Below are 17477 nucleotides of genomic sequence, written 5' to 3'. Positions count from 1 at the left end.
CCATACATCGTGAAGATAGCGAACCGTAGGCAGGTATCCTGACTTCCAATCTTCGGGTAAACCCACGCGCCGCCATCCTTCCCTTGCAGTGAATGGCGAGCTCGATTATCACAGTGGCGAGACCGTGCGCCGCGAGCGACTTCCCTATACCTACACCCCTATTATAGTGAAGCTTTCATACAATGTCATGATAAAAAGCCGTCCCCTTTAAAAACTTGCGATCCGTGATAAAATAAAGATAAGAAAACCGAAATTTAGGAAGCGACAAAGAGGTGAAAGACATGAACACCAATGTGGACATGGAAAAAGTAAAAGCATATGCCGACGAGGCCTTCCATTCGGGCTACGCCTGTTCGGAAACGGTCATCGATACCTTTAGAAAAAGCTTGGAGCTGGATATTCCCGACGAAGCCATCGCCATGAGCTCGGGCTTTCCCTGGGGGCTCGGCGGAGGGGGCTGCATCTGCGGTGCCCTCGCCGGCGCCACCATGTGCATCGGCTATCTCTATGGCCGCACGGAAAAAGGCGACCCGAAGATCAATCGCTGCTTCGAACTGAGCAAAAAAATGCACGATTCCTTTAGAGAAAAAAACGGCGCCACCTGCTGCCGCGCCTTAACCCACGGCTACGATAACGACGATCCCGAGCGCAAATGCAAATGCGCCGGCATCGTGGACAATACCATGGAAGATTTAATGGCCATCGTCCTTGAAGAAGAAAGCAAATAGACGCAAAAATGCCCCTCGCGCGAGGGGCATTTTCTTTTGGAATTATTGTTCGTTGAAATAATCGGTGCGCTTCATATCTTGGAAAACCACGTGAATGTGTTCCTTGGGAGCACCCGCATGTTTGTGTACGGATTCGATGATTTCCTTTGCGATTTCAGCTTTCGCTTCATCGGAGCGACCTTCTACAAGTTCTACATGAACAAATGGCATAGTATTCCTCCTTTTTCTTCATTATATCCAATGGGGATCCGGTGGTCTAATAAAGTTTTTTAAAATAATTCATTCCGGGAAAAAACTGAGCCCTTAGAGCGCCCCTTTCTCTTTCCCGAACAAAAAGAAATGTCGTAAAAAGAGAATGCCGGATAGAGCCAGCGCGCAACCGAGGCCCGTGTAGAAAAAGGCGATAAAAGTTTCGGGAAAGATTCCCGCTGCCCGAAAGCCGATGCCCATGCTCATCATAAAGAACATAATGAGATAGGATTTTTTATCGAAAAAATACCAAAAAGGCATGGACTCTTCATAAGCTAAAACCCTCTCCGTATGCTTCTCTGTCATATTGAAAAACATTCTGCCGAACAAGGCAAAAATAAGGAGAGAAAGCAAATATAAATACCACCTATTCTCCACATGGCTATATGAAATAATGCCGAGGCGAGCCACATTAAAGCCCGCCATCAACCACACCACCCCCGCAATCAGAAGCAGATTTTTATTTTTTACTCGAAACATAATACACTCCGTTCCCGTTTTCTAGAGAGAACATCCATTGACGAGTGATATATTCCCAAATGGCGGAGATTTTAAAATTTTTTGAGGGACTCTCTTATAACCATCTCTATTTTTGATATTTAGCTCTTTATAATTTCTCCTCTAGAAATGGAAGATCTAAAATTTGTTCATCTTCTAATCCCATGGTTCCGAGAATTAAATAATAAATTACCGCATCTAAAATATCGCTCGCTATTGATAGTTTTTCTATAGATTTTAGACGAATTTCGGCCTCGTTGGAGCCGTGGGTGTGATAATTTCTCGTGTTCTTTAATTTTATAGCATAGTCTTCAATAAACTTATTATCTTCTCGCCAGTTAGGGTCTTCCTCAGAGAACATATTCTTTAAATCCTCTGGCAGATTTTCCAATAATCTCTTTAATTTCTGAGCCAGAGATATTTTATTACCCCATTTCGCGTTTATCTTTTTAGTAAGTTTCTTCTTCATTTCATCCTTGAAATCTTGCTCCTTCACCCATTGCACAGTTTTTTGTATGGCATTCTCCAAATCGGGATCGACCTCATTTTGGGTGTTTTCTTCCTCGCTCCAAAAGTGATCGTAATATGTTTCTAAAATCTTAATTTTATTGACTACTTTTGTTTCGATATCGAGGGAGTGAATTCTGTTTTGGTAATACAGATCCACAATGTATTTTAACTTATCCCAATTCTCAAACCATGCACGAATTAAGTCGCCGTAAATGTCCTTAATATTATTCAATCGAAGGTCGTCTGCCCTAAGATTTGATTTTCTCTCGGATAATTGAGAAAAAACCAGTCTGCCCGAATAGAGTGGTCCATGGAAAAGGACCATGTCGTTTTCTAAGCTTTCTTTCCAACTGTGGTTTACCTCATCTTCGAGACAAAACTCAATGTATTCGTAGCTTCCATAGGTCTGTATTAAAAAATCATTCATTTTAGAAGTCCAATTTGCAATATGCAAAAGATCTTCAACAGTCTCTGTGCGGTAACCTTTTGTATTAATGGTTATAAAAGGATTGAACTCTACATTAAATTCATTCTCTCTACTGTCTTTTAAATCTATCTTTCTTTCGATTTTAAGACTATATTTTCCTTCTAAAAAATCAAATTCATTCGTACTGAAATAGTGGTTACTATAATTTACAGAAAAATCCTCAGGATAATTTATATCCTCTAGAGTAGGCAGGTCAATGTTGAACCAGTCTCTAAAATAATCGATACTAAACTTAATTCCCGTAGCCTCGATTTTTTCGTTGACCGAGCTCGTAAACTCTAAAGGCTTATTTAATATAAATGCTCTATTTACTAAATACTTTTCAACTACATAACCTGGAGCACTTAAGCTGCCCTTTGTTATGTAGCATTTTTCCAAAACTATAAATAGTCCCGAATTTGAGTACCCGTAAATTTTATCGAAATCATTAAAAAGACCGTCTTTACCACTGCGTAGTTTTCCGTTTAAATCTAAAGTAGCTCTCCCCTTATTAATCTCCAAAGTTCCGGGAGTGGCGGTATTGAGAAAAACATGATTCTCCCCGATTAAATCCTCCGCCCTTGTCGCCCATCTGCCCTTGATAAACTGCTGATTATCCATGCGAATAGAATCCATCTTCCCCAAAAAATCCCCTCCATAACTTAAACCCAAACAAATTACCCTACTTATAGCTAAAGGCTTTCGGGATTTCAAACCCCAAAAGCCCTTCTACTAATTACCTTTTCTTATCGTCGGCATAATGTTCAATAAGCTTTGATAGCTGTCCACATCATGATAGACCACATCTTCCGTGGAAAGCTCGTTAAACAACTTCCTGGCACAAGATATTTTCGCCTTTTCAATGGGGCGAAGCTGCAGACTTTCCATGGTACCCTTGGTCTCTGCAATAAAGAAAATATGCTTTACCGTGCCCCTGTTAAAGGCGATGGCCCAGTCGGGACTGTAATTTCCCACAGGCGTCGGAATAGAGAAACCCTTAGGAAGTTTGGCATAGACGCAAACCTCCTCCGCTCCGTCTAAATCTTCTGCAAAGCGACGCTCTACCGATTTCTCCGCCGAACCGTCGGTAAAGACATAGGGCTGAATATGCTTCTCCGCCTTAAATGCCCTGTCGATACTTGCGTTCTTTTCCGCAGTGAAAATAGCCGTGTCGTATTCTCCCTCGATGCGATCATAGGAGATGTGCTCGACGATCATAGAAGCTTTCTGCTCTTTAATCAAACGAGACACTTTGCCGATAAATTCCTCGGGATTCTGCTTATACATGGCAAACTTATAGGGCTGTATTCCCTTTAAAATCCGCACCACCGTCTTCCGCGTTAAAACAGTAGACTCGGAAATCTTGCCCACTAAATCATACTTAATTTGGCTCGTCCCCACATACTCCAAGTTTTCGGTCGTGGACTTGGCGGAATAAAACACCTCCCCGGCATTTACCGAGGCGCCGGAAAGCTTGTCTTTTTGTTCCGAAACCGAAAGCGTGTATTGCAATTGGGACACAAAAAGCTCGTCGTCGATGGCGCGAATCGCCTTTTTAATTAATTCCTCGCTGTCGAAAGAGACCGTATAGGCATACTTGTGGTTAATATAAGACCACAGAGTTTGAAATTCCTTCTTATAGAAATTATCGTTGAAGTCGTTGTCTAAAACCTTGGTCTCGTGTCCGTCGCCGATCATATCCTTCAAGGCATCCTCGTTAAATACACTTTGAATTAATTTGTGGATGCCCTCTCCCATGGGAGCCAATGCCTCCGGCAAGGGCATGAGGCAGTTATTTTCCAAATCCACATGATACTGCTCGGTTACCTTGTCGTCGCCATCGTCGGAGACATAATTATTTCTCACCAGATACTGATAGATCATCCTCGCCTCGCGCTCGGAAACCTTGCGCTGCTCGCCGTCCACGAGAATGGTTTTGCCTTCGAAATAATCCGCAGAAGCCGACCGAGGACGATCGTACAAATTGGCTTTCAGCTCCTTCTGTAGATCCCCGACGAACTCCTTATAACTTTCGCTGGCGATAACCGTCAGCTTATTTAATTTATGCACATCGGAATCGCCCAGCGCCTTTTTATCCATGCGAAAACCGTTTTGATCCACACAAAGACGTAATCCACGGCCTACTTCCTGCCGCTTCATGGTCGTAGAAGTTCCCTGCTTCAGCGTGCAGATCTGGAACACATTGGGATTATCCCAACCTTCCCGAAGAGCCGAGTGAGAAAAAATAAAGCGCGTGGGCTCGTCGAAACTTAAAAGTCTTTCCTTATTCTTCAGAATTAAATCATAGGCGGAAATATCGTCCGAAGCATCGGAACCGCGCTTTATTTTACTGTTCGTCACCCGTCCTTTTTTATCGATGGAGAAATAACCCTTGTGGGTGTCCTCTACGTGAATACTCTTTAAATAACGCTGATAAGGCGTGTCGAATAAATTAATATATTCATTTAAAACCGCATTATATTCCCTTTCGAAGACCTCTCCGTATTCTCCCAATAACTCCTCGCCGTCATCGCCGTATTGGCGATACTTGGACACTTCGTCGATAAAAAAGAGAGATAAAGTTTTAATCCCCTTATTAAAAAGTTCCTCTTCTTTTTCAAAGTGAGATTTTATCGTCTCCCGAATTTGAATTCTTCGTATATCCCTCTCGGAAGCGTCGCCTGCCACATCGCCCTTTTGAATAACCTCGCCGTTTACAAAAGATACCGTGGCGTCGATAGGGTTAATCTCCGCAATGCGAAAGCCGCGGTATTGCTCCATCTCCCGGGAAAGCTCGAAAAGATTATCGTCTACGGAAAGAATCCGCACTTCCCGCTTAATGCCGTTTTTACGGGCGACTTCAAATTCGATCCTGGCCTTGGGCGGCTCCTTGGGAGAGAGAATAATATCGTCTAAATAAAGATAGCGGTCCGTTCCCCTTAAATTCTTAATTTGAAAGCCCTTCACCTCGATCTTTTTAACGAGCTTTTCGTTGTAGGCGTCCACTGCATCCAGGGCATAGACTAAATTATGTTGCCGAGCGTGGGTCGCCGAATAATTTAAAGTAAAGAGAGGATTGAAATTTTTCAGAGCCGCCTGAGTGGCCTTTCCTCCCATTTTTTGCGGCTCGTCTAAAATCAAAATAGGATTATTCGCCTTAATGACGTCGATGGGCTTTCTGGAACTAAATTCATCCCGCTCGCTGTAAATAATCCGAGCATCTTTATTCTTCGCCCCCTCTTTTAAAGACGTATTAAAGGCCTGCATATTAATGATCATGACATTAATTCCGGCGTCGCTTGAAAAAGAATCCAGCTGATTTAAATTCTTGCTGTCGTAGACGAAAAAGCGAATCCGCTTGCCATACTGCTCCATAAAATGATCCTTCGTCATTTCAAAAAATTTCTTTACACCTTCCCGAATGGCGATAGAAGGCACCACTACGATAAATTTCGACCAACCGTAGGTTTTATAGAGCTCGTACATAGTTTTAATGTAGACATAGGTTTTGCCCGTGCCCGTTTCCATTTCAATGTCCAAAGAACAGGCGCCAATATCCCCGATCAGACCGTCGGATATCATAAGATTGTTATATTGCTGCACCTGCTTCACATTATTTAAGAGCTCATGGGAGTCTACATGGAGCCGCTCATTTTTAAAGCCCGTATCGTCTAAGGGATCGTCCACCGCCTTTGAAGAGTCTGAAGAATCCATCTTTATAGCTGTTTGATAGCCGTCTTTCGACTGATCGAAGGATCCTAAATCTCGGCGGTAGCGGATGCCGTCAATATAGGGCTGGCCGCGAAAACAATCCACTACGGCCTTCACCGCCTGGGTTTGGTAATCTTGAATTCTAAAATTAAACTTCATATTAGAGCACCCTTCTGACCGTTTCGGAGCTGATGCTTTCAAAGATTTGATCGAAATTAGTGGCCACACTGTCCCCCGCCATGGAAGCATCTCTGAAGACGGCGTAATAAGGCTGCTTTTCGGCAATGGCCTTTACCACATCTTCTCCCATATCCCCGTCGAAACAGGCGATTAAAAAGCCCTCTTCCACGACGAAGACATTCTTTCCGCCCATGGTTTCCACTTGAATCCCGGCGGAAAGGGGAATCCCCAAATCCAACATCACCTGGAAGAGGAGATCTTCCGGGGAGCGATCCTCTTTAATATTATTTTCCAAAGAATCCAAAAAGCCCTGTTCCGTCATATCCGGTGCGTAGTAGACATCCTTCATATTGGAGGAATCGGTTTTTAGCACTCTGAAGCCGATATCTAAATCTTTTATATTTTCCTTATCTTTATTTTCCTCCAAAATCTTTTGCCCTGCCCGGCGGATCCGCTCCTTGCCGATATCGCAAATAGTTTTATAACCCGCCTTGTAGGCCTCGGATTTTTCGTCGGTGGCTTCCGGCAATTGGACCATAATGAAACGTCTAGTTTCCCCGTCTTTTAAATTTATACGCAATATAGATTCTGCCGAGGTCCCTGATCCTGAGAAGAAATCTAGAATTATATCATCTTTATTAGTATTTAGTGACACTAGATCCATTATTGTATAAAGGCTTTTAGAAAAGTCAAAATAAGAATTCCCATCGAATATCGCTTTTAGTCTATTTGTCCCATTAGAGACATTACTATATCGATCTTCATTCCAGAGAGAGATAGGAGTTCTTTCCGTATCAACCGGTATTTTTACCTGTCCTTTTTCAAAAACGTAGCTATTACATTCTTCAGCTACTCTCTCATATACTCTCTGCCATACTTTTTCTTCACCATTTTTTGCAATTGGTAGAATAAACCGATAACCTAGGTTCTCATATTTAATTTCTAGCTGCTTTAAATGCTCATAATCGAAACCCTTAGTTTTGGAATAAATTTTAGTATATTCGCTTTTTTCTATTACTTCTATTTTCCCATCCTTTTCTAATATTGGATAAAACCTATACGGACGCTCATGCTTTCTAGAGTTGGTTCCACTCCTCATTAGATTTCTGAATTCATTTTTCCCAATACTATGATTTTCTATTTTTAACAAACTTAAGCTACTTATATCTTTCGAGTATAATAAGTGGTATTCATGAACAGGATCAATATTATTTTTATTTCTACCTTGGGGATTGGATCGAGTAACTATTGTTCCGATATAGTTACGTTCACCGAAGATTTCATCCATTATTTTTTTTAAATTATAAAGTTCATTATCATCAATTGCTACTGCAATATAGCCCTCAACACTTAGCAAATTTCTGGATAAAAGCAATCTAGGATAGATCATATTAAGCCAATCAGTATGAAATCTACCATTCGTTTCCAAGTTTTGTACTAATTGATTACCTTCCTCGTCATTTTGACCACTGCTTGGCGTATATTCATTATGGAATGTTGAAAAATCATTTTTGTAAATTAGGTTGTTTCCCGTATTATAAGGCGGGTCGATGTAGATCATTTTTATTTTGCCGAGATAAGTTTCCTGCAGAAGCTTGAGCACTTCCAGATTGTCCCCTTCGATATAGAGATTTTCCGTCTCGTCGAAGTTGACGCTCTCTTCCCTCGCCGGGCGCAATGTTTTTGAAAGAGGCGCATTGGCGACTAAAATAGCCTCTCGCTTATTGGGCCATGTAAATTGATAGCGTTCGTCTCGCCCTTCTACTACTTCCGTGGCGATTTCCTGCATCAATATATCCTTATCGATAGCGCGTATCACCCCCCCCCGATTCATTTTTGGCCTCCGTAACGGCATTGGGGAATAGGGCCTTTAAAGCTTCGAATTTTTCATCTGCCAAGTTCTTGGTCTGCATATCTAACTTCTCCATTACATATCCTCCAATTCTCTTTTATATTTCTTAATCTCTCGAAAGAGTTCCAGTTTCTTCTTTGAAGATTTCTCCAAAGATCTATTTGAATTTTTATACTATTCTCTATGTAGACTGCTGTAATTAAGCCGATTCGAGTCACGAATTATAGAAGGACTTCTTCTTTTCGTGCATATTGACCGATAATGTTGAAAATCTACCGACTAGCACTACACTCTTAGAATTCCCCTCGAAACGAAATATCGTTTTGTTCAGATTTAATACTTCAAGAGATGATTCTTTCTTTTTTCATTTGAAACATCAACAAGATTATAGCAAAAAAAATGTACAAGATTTAAGAATTTAGCTACCCGTGTATTTATGTCTTATCTCTTTTTCTTTGTCTCTTTTTTTACAAATTAAAATAAAATACGACAATATCGTAAATTTTAGTTTACTAAAGTAAAGCGTTATATTATAATCGTGTTAGTACATAAAGATCTGGGATCTTATGTCTACTATTGACTTATCACAAAGGAGGAGAACATGAAAAATAGGAAGGTAAGACTGACATCAGTCTTAATCGCATGTGTAATGTTGCTCGCAGCTTGTGGCGGCGGCGCCAAGAATTCCGCTAACAACGGCAATGGTGGAGAACAAACCGCAAGTTCCGAATCCGGTGGCGAAAAGATTTTACGCACCAATAATAAAACGGAACCCGGCAGTTTAGACCCTGCTATCGCAAAGGGCACGCACGAATCTTTCGTCATCTATCAAGCCTTTGAAGGTTTGATGCGCTACGATGAAAACGACGAACTCGTTCCCGGCCAAGCCGAATCTTACGAGGTCTCCGACGACGGCATGACCTACACCTTTAAATTACGTGACGGTTTGAAATGGTCTAACGGCGATCCTCTTACCGCAAAGGATTTCGAATATGCGTGGAAACGCGTTATCGATCCCGAGCTCGCTTCGGAATATTCTTTCCAAATCACCACTTATGTTAAGGGTGCTGAAGAGTACTTTAACGGCGAAGGCTCCATCGACGATGTAGGCATTAAGGCTCTCGACGACAAGACCCTCGAAGTTCAACTTAAAGCTCCGACTCCCTACTTCCTCGACATCACCGCGTTCTATACGCTTCTTCCCGTCAACGAAAAGGTAGTCAGTGAAAATCCCGACTGGGCAAAAGATCCCCAAGGTACGGAATTTGTTTCCAATGGTCCCTTCAAGATTACGGAATGGAACCACAAGGAAAACATTAAGATGGTTAAAAACGACAATTACTTTGAAGCCGACAAGGTAAAACTCGACGGTCTTTACTTCGATATTTTGGAAGACGACAACACCGCTTACCAAAAATATGAAGGCGGCGAATACGACGTTCTCGTTCAACCGGCTCCCGCAGTTACGGCGAAGGCTCTTCAAGCTGACGATCCCGAACTGAAAATGGGCAAAGACATCGGCACCTACTACTTCGAATTCAACACCACTAAAAAACCCTTTAGCAACGCAAAAGTCCGCGAGGCGCTTTCTCTCGCCCTCGACCGCAAGACCATCGTTGAAAACATCGCTCAAGGTGGCCAAATCCCCGCAGAAGGTATGGTTCCCCTGGGATTAAACGACGATACTGATAAAGATTTCCGCGAAGCAAACGGTAATCTCGTAGCGGAAGATGTTGCAAAGGCAAAAGAACTTCTTGCTGAAGGTCTTAAGGAAGAAGGCATGACCGCCGAAGACTTAAAGGGCTTCACTCTTTCTTACAATACGGACGAAGCACACAAGAAGATCGCTCAAGCCGTTCAAGAAATGTGGAAACAAAACCTCGGCATTGAAATTAATCTGGAAAACATGGAATTCCAAGTTTTACTCGACAATCGTAAAGCAGGAAACTTTGAAATCGCCCGCGCCGGTTGGGTAGGCGACTACAAAGACCCCATGACCATGCTCGATCTTTACATGACCGACAATCCCCAAAACGACTCCAAGTGGTCCAACAAGGAATACGACGAACTGCTTAAAAAGGCAGCCGCTTCCCCGGATCAAAAGGTTCGTATGGACAGTATGAAGGCCGCTGAAAAGATCTTGATGGAAGAAAAACCCATCATCCCCATTTATTTCTACACCCAACCTCGTTTGGAAAAATCCAATGTCACCGGCGTTTATAAACCGCTTCTCGCTTACCCGAGATTTATCTATGCTGATATTGAGGCAGGAAAATAAACCCAAAATCAATTGAATGACCGGGATAATAAATAGAGAGAACCGAATGCCGGTTCTCTCTATTGTGTATCTCGGCTTTGTTTTATGTTAAACGGAAAGGACACAAGATGAAAAAGTTTGTGTTGAAACGATTGCTCATGGCAATTGCCACCATATGGGTTATCATCACAGTAACATTTTTGATCATGCACTCCGTCCCGGGCGACCCCTTTGCAAAAGAAGGTAAAATGCCCGAGCAGGTGTATCAAAATTTGCGTGCCCAATATGGTTTGGATAAGCCTCTCGGCGAGCAATATGTTATCTACTTAAAGAATATTGCAAAAGGCGACTTCGGTAAGTCTATGAAATCTCAAGCCGAAACCGTCAATCAAATGATCAAGCGCGGCGCTCCCGTATCGGCGCAGCTGGGCTTGCAGGCTTTTGTGATCTCCATTATTTTAGGCCCGGCCCTGGGAAGTATTGCGGCCTTGTATCAGAATAAGTGGCCCGATTACATTACTATGATCATTGCGATCATCGGGATTTCGGTGCCGAGTTTTATCTTCGCCACCCTCCTCGTGCAGTTTGTGGCGAAGCAGGTGGCGTGGCTTCCCATCAGCGGTTGGGGCACATTCCAACACTCGATTTTGCCCTCCCTCTCCTTAGCGCTTATGCCCATCGCCTCCAGCGCGCGGCTTATGCGCTCTTCCATGCTCGAGGTTTTAGGGCAGGACTATATTCGCACCGCCCGCTCCAAGGGCCTTTCCAAGTTTAAGGTTATTATGGGCCACGCCATTCGTAATGCTATTTTGCCCGTAGTCTCCACTTTGGGTACGACTCTTTCGGGCCTTCTTACAGGTTCCTTCGTTATCGAAAAGATCTTCGGTATTCCGGGGCTCGGTAACTTCCTTATTACCTCGGTTACCAACCGGGATTACACTCTGATTATGGGTACGACGATCTTTTATTCCGTCGTACTGATCGTTCTGCTTTTAGTCGTCGACATTTTATACGTCGTCATCGACCCGAGAATTCAACTGACGGGAGGTAAACGATGAAAAATGAACTTTTAAATACCATCGATCCCGCCCTGTTTGAACCGGCCGTCAAAGACGACAATACGGAGCGAATCACCCGCCCGGTCATCGGCTACTGGTCCGACGTGTTTCGTCGCCTTCGCCAAAACAAACTGGCCATGGTGGGCCTCATTACCATTATTCTGCTTCTCATAATGGCTTTCGTCGGCCCTACCATCGTGGGCTTCGATTACTCTACTCAGGATTACGCCCGCCAAAATATGGAGCCGAACGGCATTAATCTCTTCGGTACCGACGAACTTGGCCGGGATTTATTTACCCGGGTCTGCTACGGGATTCGCTACTCTCTTTTAATCGGTATTTTAGCTGCGGCTATGGACTTTGTCGTAGGCGTTACCTACGGCGGCATCGCCGGCATGGCTTCTTCCCGGGTAGATAATATTATGATGCGTATTGCGGAAGTAGTTTACGCCATTCCCTATTTGCTCATCGTGATCCTGATTTCGGTTATGTTATCCAACGATCAGGGCGCCAGCCTCTTTACCCTGGTCCTCGCCATGAGTATTACGGGCTGGGTCCCCATGGCCATTATGGTCCGCGGACAGGTTTTGCAGCTTCGGGAAAACGAATATGTTACCGCCGCCCGCTCCCTCGGGGCAGATAAGAGCTATATCCTTAAAAAACATATTATCCCCAATACCCTCGGGCCCATTCTCGTCAATATTACCCTTACCGTGCCTCGCGCCATCTTCTCGGAAGCGACCCTCTCCTTTATGAGTTTAGGTCTTCAACCGCCCCAACCTTCCTTAGGCGTGCTTTCAAACGACGGCCTTGCGGTCATGGGTATCGGCTTGTTCTACCAAATCTTCTTCCCGGCACTTATGATCTCCCTTATCATGTTCTCATTTAACGTGCTCGGCGACGGTTTGAGAGATGCGCTGGATCCGAGACTTAGAAAGTAGGTGCACCGTGACAAATAATATTTTGGAAATACAAGAATTATCCGTATCCTTCGAAACTTTCTTCGGAGAGGTGGAGGCGGTGCGCAATGTTTCCTTCTCCGTAGAAAAGGGAAAGACCCTCGCCATCGTCGGGGAAAGCGGATGCGGCAAGAGCGTTACCGCCAATGCCGTCATGCGCCTCTTGCCCCAACCTCCCGCTCTTTACAAGGCCGGGAAAGTGCTCTTTAACGGCGAGGATCTCCTCACCAAGACCGAAAAGGAAATGACCGCCATTCGCGGCAATCAAATTTCCATGGTCTTCCAAGATCCCATGACGAGCTTGAACCCCACGATGAAAGTGGGGGCGCAAATTATTGAAGGCGTCAAGCGTCACCGGGACATTTCGAAGGAAGAGGGCGAGCAACTCGCCATCGACATGCTGAGAAAGGTATCGGTTCCCAATCCCGAAAAGCGGGTGAACCAATATCCCCACGAATTTTCAGGCGGTATGCGCCAGCGGGTTATGATCGCCATCGCCATGGCATCCCGTCCCCAGCTCCTCATCGCCGACGAACCTACTACCGCCTTAGACGTAACGGTACAGGCTCAGATCTTAAAGCTTATGAAGAAGCTGAAAGACGATATGGACGCCTCCATCATTATGATCACCCACGACCTGGGCGTCGTCGCCGACATGGCCGACGATGTGATCGTCATGTATGCGGGACAGGTCATCGAAAAGGGTACGGTAGATGAGATCTTCACCGCGCCGAAACACCCCTATACGGTGCGCCTCTTGGGCGCCGTTCCCCAGCTGACCATGGACAAGGAGGAAACTCTCCACGCCATCGAGGGGACGCCTCCGGATTTATACAAACCGCCGGAAGGGTGCGGCTTTTACGATCGCTGCTCGGAAGCCATGCGCATCTGCGAAGATCAAATGCCCGAGTTCTTTAAACATGGCGACGGCCACTTCTGCCGCTGCTGGAAGTACCACCCCTCCTATCCGAAAGCGAAGGAGTTGACAAATGAGTGAACCCATTCTACAAATAAAAAATCTGTCCAAACACTTTAATGTACAAGGCGGATCCCTTCAAGCGGTCGACGGATTAAACTTCGAGATCTTCAAGGGCGAAACCTTCGGGCTCGTAGGCGAGAGCGGCTGCGGCAAATCTACCGCCGGCCGTACTATCTTAAGACTTTACGAACCCACCGCCGGCGAGGCGATCTTCGAAGGCCGGAATATTTATTCCTTGGACCAAAAGGAAATGAAAGAACTTCGCAAAGAAATGCAGATGATCTTTCAAGACCCCTACGCTTCCCTGGATCCGCGGATGACCGTGGAAGAAATCGTCTCCGAACCTCTCGTCATTTACGGAATCGGCAATCGCAAAGAGCGGAGAGAACGGGTCATCGAGCTGCTCGAACTGGTCGGCTTAAGCGCCGAACACAGCTTAAGGTTCCCCCACGAATTCTCCGGCGGCCAAAGACAGAGAATCGGCATCGCCCGTTCCCTGGCCTTAAAGCCTAAATTCATTATTTGCGACGAGCCCATTTCCGCCCTGGACGTGTCCATTCAGGCCCAAGTGGTCAATCTCTTGAAGGACGTGCAAAAAGAGCTGGGGCTCACCCTCCTCTTTATCGCCCACGACCTTTCCATGGTGCGCTACATTTCCGACCGCGTGGCGGTTATGTACCTTGGAAAACTCATGGAAGTAGGAACCACGGAAGACTTTTACAGCAATCCCCTCCACCCCTACACGAAGGCACTCCTTTCGGCCATTCCCATTGCCGATCCCGAGGAACAACGCAAGCGCGTGCAAATCGAACTGGAAGGCGACGTGCCGAGTCCCATCAACATGAAGCCCGGCTGTCGCTTCGTGGATCGCTGCCCTTACGGCGACGACAGCTGCCGAGGAAAAGATCCCGTAATGGAAGAAGTCTTGCCCGGCCAATACGTGGCATGTTTCAAAGTGCGGGAAATCAATAAAGATCGCTTCTAAAAAATCACAAAAGACCTCCGAGATCGGATCTGACGCCGACCTTTGGAGGTCTTTTTTTGCATTTCATAGTCTTAAAACTCGATGCGTTAACTTTCGTGGAGGAAAATTTTAATCGTGATCTTAAGCCACTCACCCTTCATTTCTTTTTCCATAATCTTGGCGAAGAGCACCTTCCCCGCGTCCATAAGCCGGGAAAAAATCACATTATCCTGCTTAGGAACGTAGCCGATTTTCTTCCCCTCCAAGGTTTCGATGCGAATCGCCTGAGGATCGTAAGGATTGTCCGGCTCTCGGTAAAACACCAGGCGATCCTCCTCTTTCAGGGAATCGGCCATGTCCTCGATTCCTTCAATATGAGTTGTGCCCGCCACATAAGTATCGAAGAGATAAATATCCTGCTCGAAAGGCGTGGGGAGGGTGAGTCCGCCGCCGTTGTTCGCAAGGTAATGAATCAGCGCCCCCTGATCCGCCTTAATCAAATCACTCATAGCACATCCTCCGTCATGTCTCTAATCGCTTCTTCCTGAGTGCGTATGGCGAGCTGAAAGCTTCGAATTTCCTGCCTTAAAGTATTCAGCCGCTCCACCTTCTTCCTCTCGTCTTCCAAATAAATTCTCAGAGAATAGGGCGGATTCGATTTAACCCTCTCGATCTCCTCTCGAATCCCCGCCACCGTCTTTTCCAATCGCTCCGCCTCTTTCGCCAAAGAGTCGTTTGAAAGAGAAAGCTCCTCATCTTCCTCTCCTTTTACGGCAATATCGTAAATAATCCGCAGGGTAATGAGATCACCCAGCTTATAGGATTGGGTGGCGTTATAAAAGAAATCCTTCTCCTTCTCCGTAATAGAAGGATTCAAGTCGGGATGCAACTTCTTCACGATGGCCTTATAGAGCGTCTTAAGCTCCTTCTGCTCCGCCTCGGGCAATAGTTTCATTCTCGACTTCTCGATCGCTCGATTGATCTCCTCCATCTGCTCATCCAATCGCCTCTTGTAATCGCGGAACTCCTCGTCCAGGCGAGATGCGATAACCTCCATGTCAGGCTTTTCCCCGCGGTTCTTTTTCGCCTGAATCAAATCCCTTTTTCTGCGCAGACGAAGATACTCGCAATAAGCTTCATAGAGCTTATACTCCAAACTGCCGAATACGAGAGTATAATCCCTTTGTATATTCTCGCAGACCACGCCTACTAAATGCTCCTTTTCCGGGAGAAGATCCTCCAGCTCCTCTCTGAGTTTTCGGATCTTTTCCTTTAGCTCCTTAATATCGGGAAACTCGATAATGTGACCCATGATACCACCTTCTATTTACAACCGATCCACAGTGAACTTCTTTACTCTATCCTTTTTCTTAAATTCTTCGATTCGGGCTAAGTCAAAGCCGCCTTCTCACAAATCCCGTACTTTATTTCCATTTTATCTTCAATTTATGCCTTTATCCACTTTTTGTTCAGGACAACTTAATGAGCATGGCGGAAAATCAACAAATAATGTTACGATTGCACTTTGTTTTTACCGCACCCCTTCCGCTTGCAAGAAGTTCGGTTTGCGAGGACAAAAAAAGCACCTACAATTTGTAAGTGCTTGAAATGGCGATCGAATAACATGCCGCGACCATGACTATGATCGGTTCTTTGTTCTTCATCGCCAAATAGACCATATGATGCCGAGCTTCAGCGATCCGCTCAGATATCTTAGAGGGATTCCTCGCTCTCATCATTTTCCTCTTCCAGTTCCTCGGCCACTTCCTCCGATACGGCTTTTTTTATTTTTTTGTCCTCTATGATCGAGACCTCGGCGAGTTTATCCAATTTTTCATCGTCTTTCTTGGTGAACTCTTTATCGTCATCCATTTTCTTTCGCGTCAAACGTGTCATGGTCTTTCTCTTTCTAATTTCTAATTTGATTTCACTCCGTTCCCGAATCCAGGCGGCGATTAAAATAAGGATCAGGATCAGGCCCAAATACCCTAAAATCGGATAGAGTATGGCCATTAATTTTTTAAATCCCAAGAAAGAAAGGCCGAAGCCCACCAAGGTAAAGATAATCAGATTCCGCTTAAAAGTACCTTCCGTGGCGGATAGACGTCGTGCGGCGGAATAAAATAGGGACATGCCCGTGTTGAAGATCATACCGAAGATAATGATGGACATGGCGAGACCCAGGGCGGGATGCACATTGTCTAACACAGTTTGCATGGGAATATCCGCGTCTTTCGAAATTCCCAAGGTGAGAAACAGCGTCACGCCGACGAGTCCCGTCAGGACGGCCACGAGGGCGCCGCCTATCATGCCACCGATGCGCGCTTCGGCCGGGTCGGTTTTACTGCCCCCTAAGACAAAGGCCATGGAAATGCCGCTGATCATGCAAAGGCCGAAGTAATTAATGGTGGATAAGGAAAGATTGGGAAGCGCCGGGGTCAGGGTCTTGCCCAAACTATCCAAAAACGCCATCTCCGGACTCACATTTACCATGGTGTAGGCCGCACCGATCAATGTAAAGACCAGGACCAAGGGCGTAAAGCCTCCTATGATTTTGGCCACTTTCTCAAAATCCAACATACCCACGACGACGATCAGCGCCGTACATAATAAAGAGCCCATCCAGGGTGCTAAGCCGAATTGTTGCTCCAGATTCGATCCGGCCCCTGCGATCATAACAAAGCCCATTAAAAAGCAATTGATGATCAGGGCGTAATCCATTAATTTCGTCACGACGGCGGGGGTCACCTCATCCAGCACATCGATGTGGCTTTGGGCGACGAAGTGGCTTCCGAGTTGCAGGATGATGCCGCCGACCACTATGTGCAAGAGGCCCACCGCGGCGATGCCGTAAAGCCCCGGAAGGCCGAAGGACAGAAAGTACTGCATGAGCTCCTGCCCGCTTGCCAGACCGGCGCCGGTGAGAACGCCGACGTAGGCGAAAATAATACTTATTGTTTTTTTATTCATTTATACTCCTTTATTCATCATGTAACATAATTTAAATAGTTTATCATAAAATCCCGCTTCATCAAAATTTACCGAAACTCCATATAAAAAACCGAC

At 45.2% G+C, this 17477-nt stretch carries 14 protein-coding genes, 1 pseudogene and 1 riboswitch; of the genes and pseudogenes, 6 read left to right on the top strand and 9 right to left on the bottom strand.

The window, feature by feature from the left end:
• Positions 1-11: 11 nt before the first annotated feature.
• Positions 12-169, bottom strand: a riboswitch (cobalamin riboswitch).
• A 112-nt stretch (positions 170-281) separates the two neighbouring features.
• Positions 282-728 (top strand): C-GCAxxG-C-C family (seleno)protein, encoded by a 447-nt coding sequence (locus tag PEPTYR26121_RS08175; protein WP_180500898.1) that lies wholly within the window; start codon positions 282-284, stop codon positions 726-728.
• A 42-nt stretch (positions 729-770) separates the two neighbouring features.
• On the opposite strand, the pseudogene PEPTYR26121_RS08170 reads toward PEPTYR26121_RS08175, so the two are convergent.
• From PEPTYR26121_RS08170 to PEPTYR26121_RS09230, 6 genes and pseudogenes are all read right to left on the bottom strand, one after another.
• A pseudogene (locus PEPTYR26121_RS08170) lies at positions 771-941 on the bottom strand (2-hydroxymuconate tautomerase); the annotation flags it as partial.
• Positions 942-1031: 90 nt separating this feature from the next.
• A complete protein-coding gene (locus PEPTYR26121_RS08165) occupies positions 1032-1457 on the bottom strand; it encodes a hypothetical protein (protein ID WP_180500895.1) in 426 nt (141 codons plus the stop codon).
• Between the two features lie 127 nt (positions 1458-1584).
• Positions 1585-3165 carry a HEPN domain-containing protein gene (locus tag PEPTYR26121_RS08160; RefSeq protein WP_180500894.1) on the bottom strand — a complete coding sequence of 527 codons (1581 nt, stop codon included), beginning with the start codon at positions 3163-3165 and terminating at the stop codon, positions 1585-1587.
• A gap of 18 nt (positions 3166-3183) precedes the next feature.
• Positions 3184-6321, bottom strand: a complete 3138-nt coding sequence (locus PEPTYR26121_RS08155; protein ID WP_180500892.1) for a type III restriction-modification system endonuclease — start codon at positions 6319-6321, stop codon at positions 3184-3186.
• 1 nt (position 6322) lies between these two features.
• On the bottom strand, positions 6323-8131 hold the full coding sequence (locus tag PEPTYR26121_RS08150) for a site-specific DNA-methyltransferase (protein WP_218956347.1): 1809 nt from the start codon (positions 8129-8131) through the stop codon (positions 6323-6325).
• Positions 8132-8141: 10 nt separating this feature from the next.
• On the bottom strand, positions 8142-8270 hold the full coding sequence (locus PEPTYR26121_RS09230; protein WP_281359999.1) for a hypothetical protein: 129 nt from the start codon (positions 8268-8270) through the stop codon (positions 8142-8144).
• A gap of 525 nt (positions 8271-8795) precedes the next feature.
• On the opposite strand from PEPTYR26121_RS09230, the gene PEPTYR26121_RS08145 reads away from it, so the two are divergent.
• From PEPTYR26121_RS08145 to PEPTYR26121_RS08125, 5 genes are all read left to right on the top strand, one after another.
• On the top strand, positions 8796-10472 hold the full coding sequence (locus tag PEPTYR26121_RS08145) for a peptide ABC transporter substrate-binding protein (RefSeq protein WP_180500890.1): 1677 nt from the start codon (positions 8796-8798) through the stop codon (positions 10470-10472).
• A 107-nt stretch (positions 10473-10579) separates the two neighbouring features.
• Positions 10580-11509 (top strand): ABC transporter permease, encoded by a 930-nt coding sequence (locus PEPTYR26121_RS08140; protein WP_180500888.1) that lies wholly within the window; start codon positions 10580-10582, stop codon positions 11507-11509.
• Complete coding sequence (locus PEPTYR26121_RS08135) at positions 11506-12450, top strand: ABC transporter permease (RefSeq protein ID WP_180500887.1); 945 nt, start codon at positions 11506-11508, stop codon at positions 12448-12450. Before PEPTYR26121_RS08140 ends, PEPTYR26121_RS08135 begins: the two co-directional genes overlap by 4 nt.
• Positions 12451-12457: 7 nt before the next feature.
• The gene (locus tag PEPTYR26121_RS08130) at positions 12458-13465 is read left to right on the top strand and encodes an ABC transporter ATP-binding protein (protein ID WP_246285929.1); all 1008 of its coding nucleotides are present in this window, start codon (positions 12458-12460) and stop codon (positions 13463-13465) included.
• Positions 13458-14432: an ABC transporter ATP-binding protein gene (locus tag PEPTYR26121_RS08125; protein WP_180500883.1), complete on the top strand. Its 975-nt coding sequence runs from the start codon at positions 13458-13460 to the stop codon at positions 14430-14432. Before PEPTYR26121_RS08130 ends, PEPTYR26121_RS08125 begins: the two co-directional genes overlap by 8 nt.
• 86 nt (positions 14433-14518) lie before the next feature.
• On the opposite strand, the gene PEPTYR26121_RS08120 is transcribed toward PEPTYR26121_RS08125, so the two are convergent.
• From PEPTYR26121_RS08120 to PEPTYR26121_RS08110, 3 genes are all read right to left on the bottom strand, one after another.
• Positions 14519-14920, bottom strand: coding sequence for an HIRAN domain-containing protein (locus PEPTYR26121_RS08120; RefSeq protein ID WP_180500881.1), 402 nt, complete (start codon positions 14918-14920; stop codon positions 14519-14521).
• On the bottom strand, positions 14917-15723 hold the full coding sequence (locus tag PEPTYR26121_RS08115; RefSeq protein WP_180500880.1) for a molecular chaperone DnaJ: 807 nt from the start codon (positions 15721-15723) through the stop codon (positions 14917-14919). Before PEPTYR26121_RS08115 ends, PEPTYR26121_RS08120 begins: the two co-directional genes overlap by 4 nt.
• 401 nt (positions 15724-16124) lie before the next feature.
• The gene (locus PEPTYR26121_RS08110; RefSeq protein ID WP_180500878.1) at positions 16125-17381 is read right to left on the bottom strand and encodes a YkvI family membrane protein; all 1257 of its coding nucleotides are present in this window, start codon (positions 17379-17381) and stop codon (positions 16125-16127) included.
• Positions 17382-17477: the final 96 nt, after the last annotated feature.

Origin of the sequence: Aedoeadaptatus nemausensis (assembly GCF_903819165.1) — a bacterium.
In the GTDB taxonomy this organism is placed as follows: domain Bacteria; phylum Bacillota; class Clostridia; order Tissierellales; family Peptoniphilaceae; genus Aedoeadaptatus; species Aedoeadaptatus nemausensis.
Note: the sequence above shows the minus strand (reverse complement) of the source record. Positions and strands in the feature narration are given on the sequence as shown.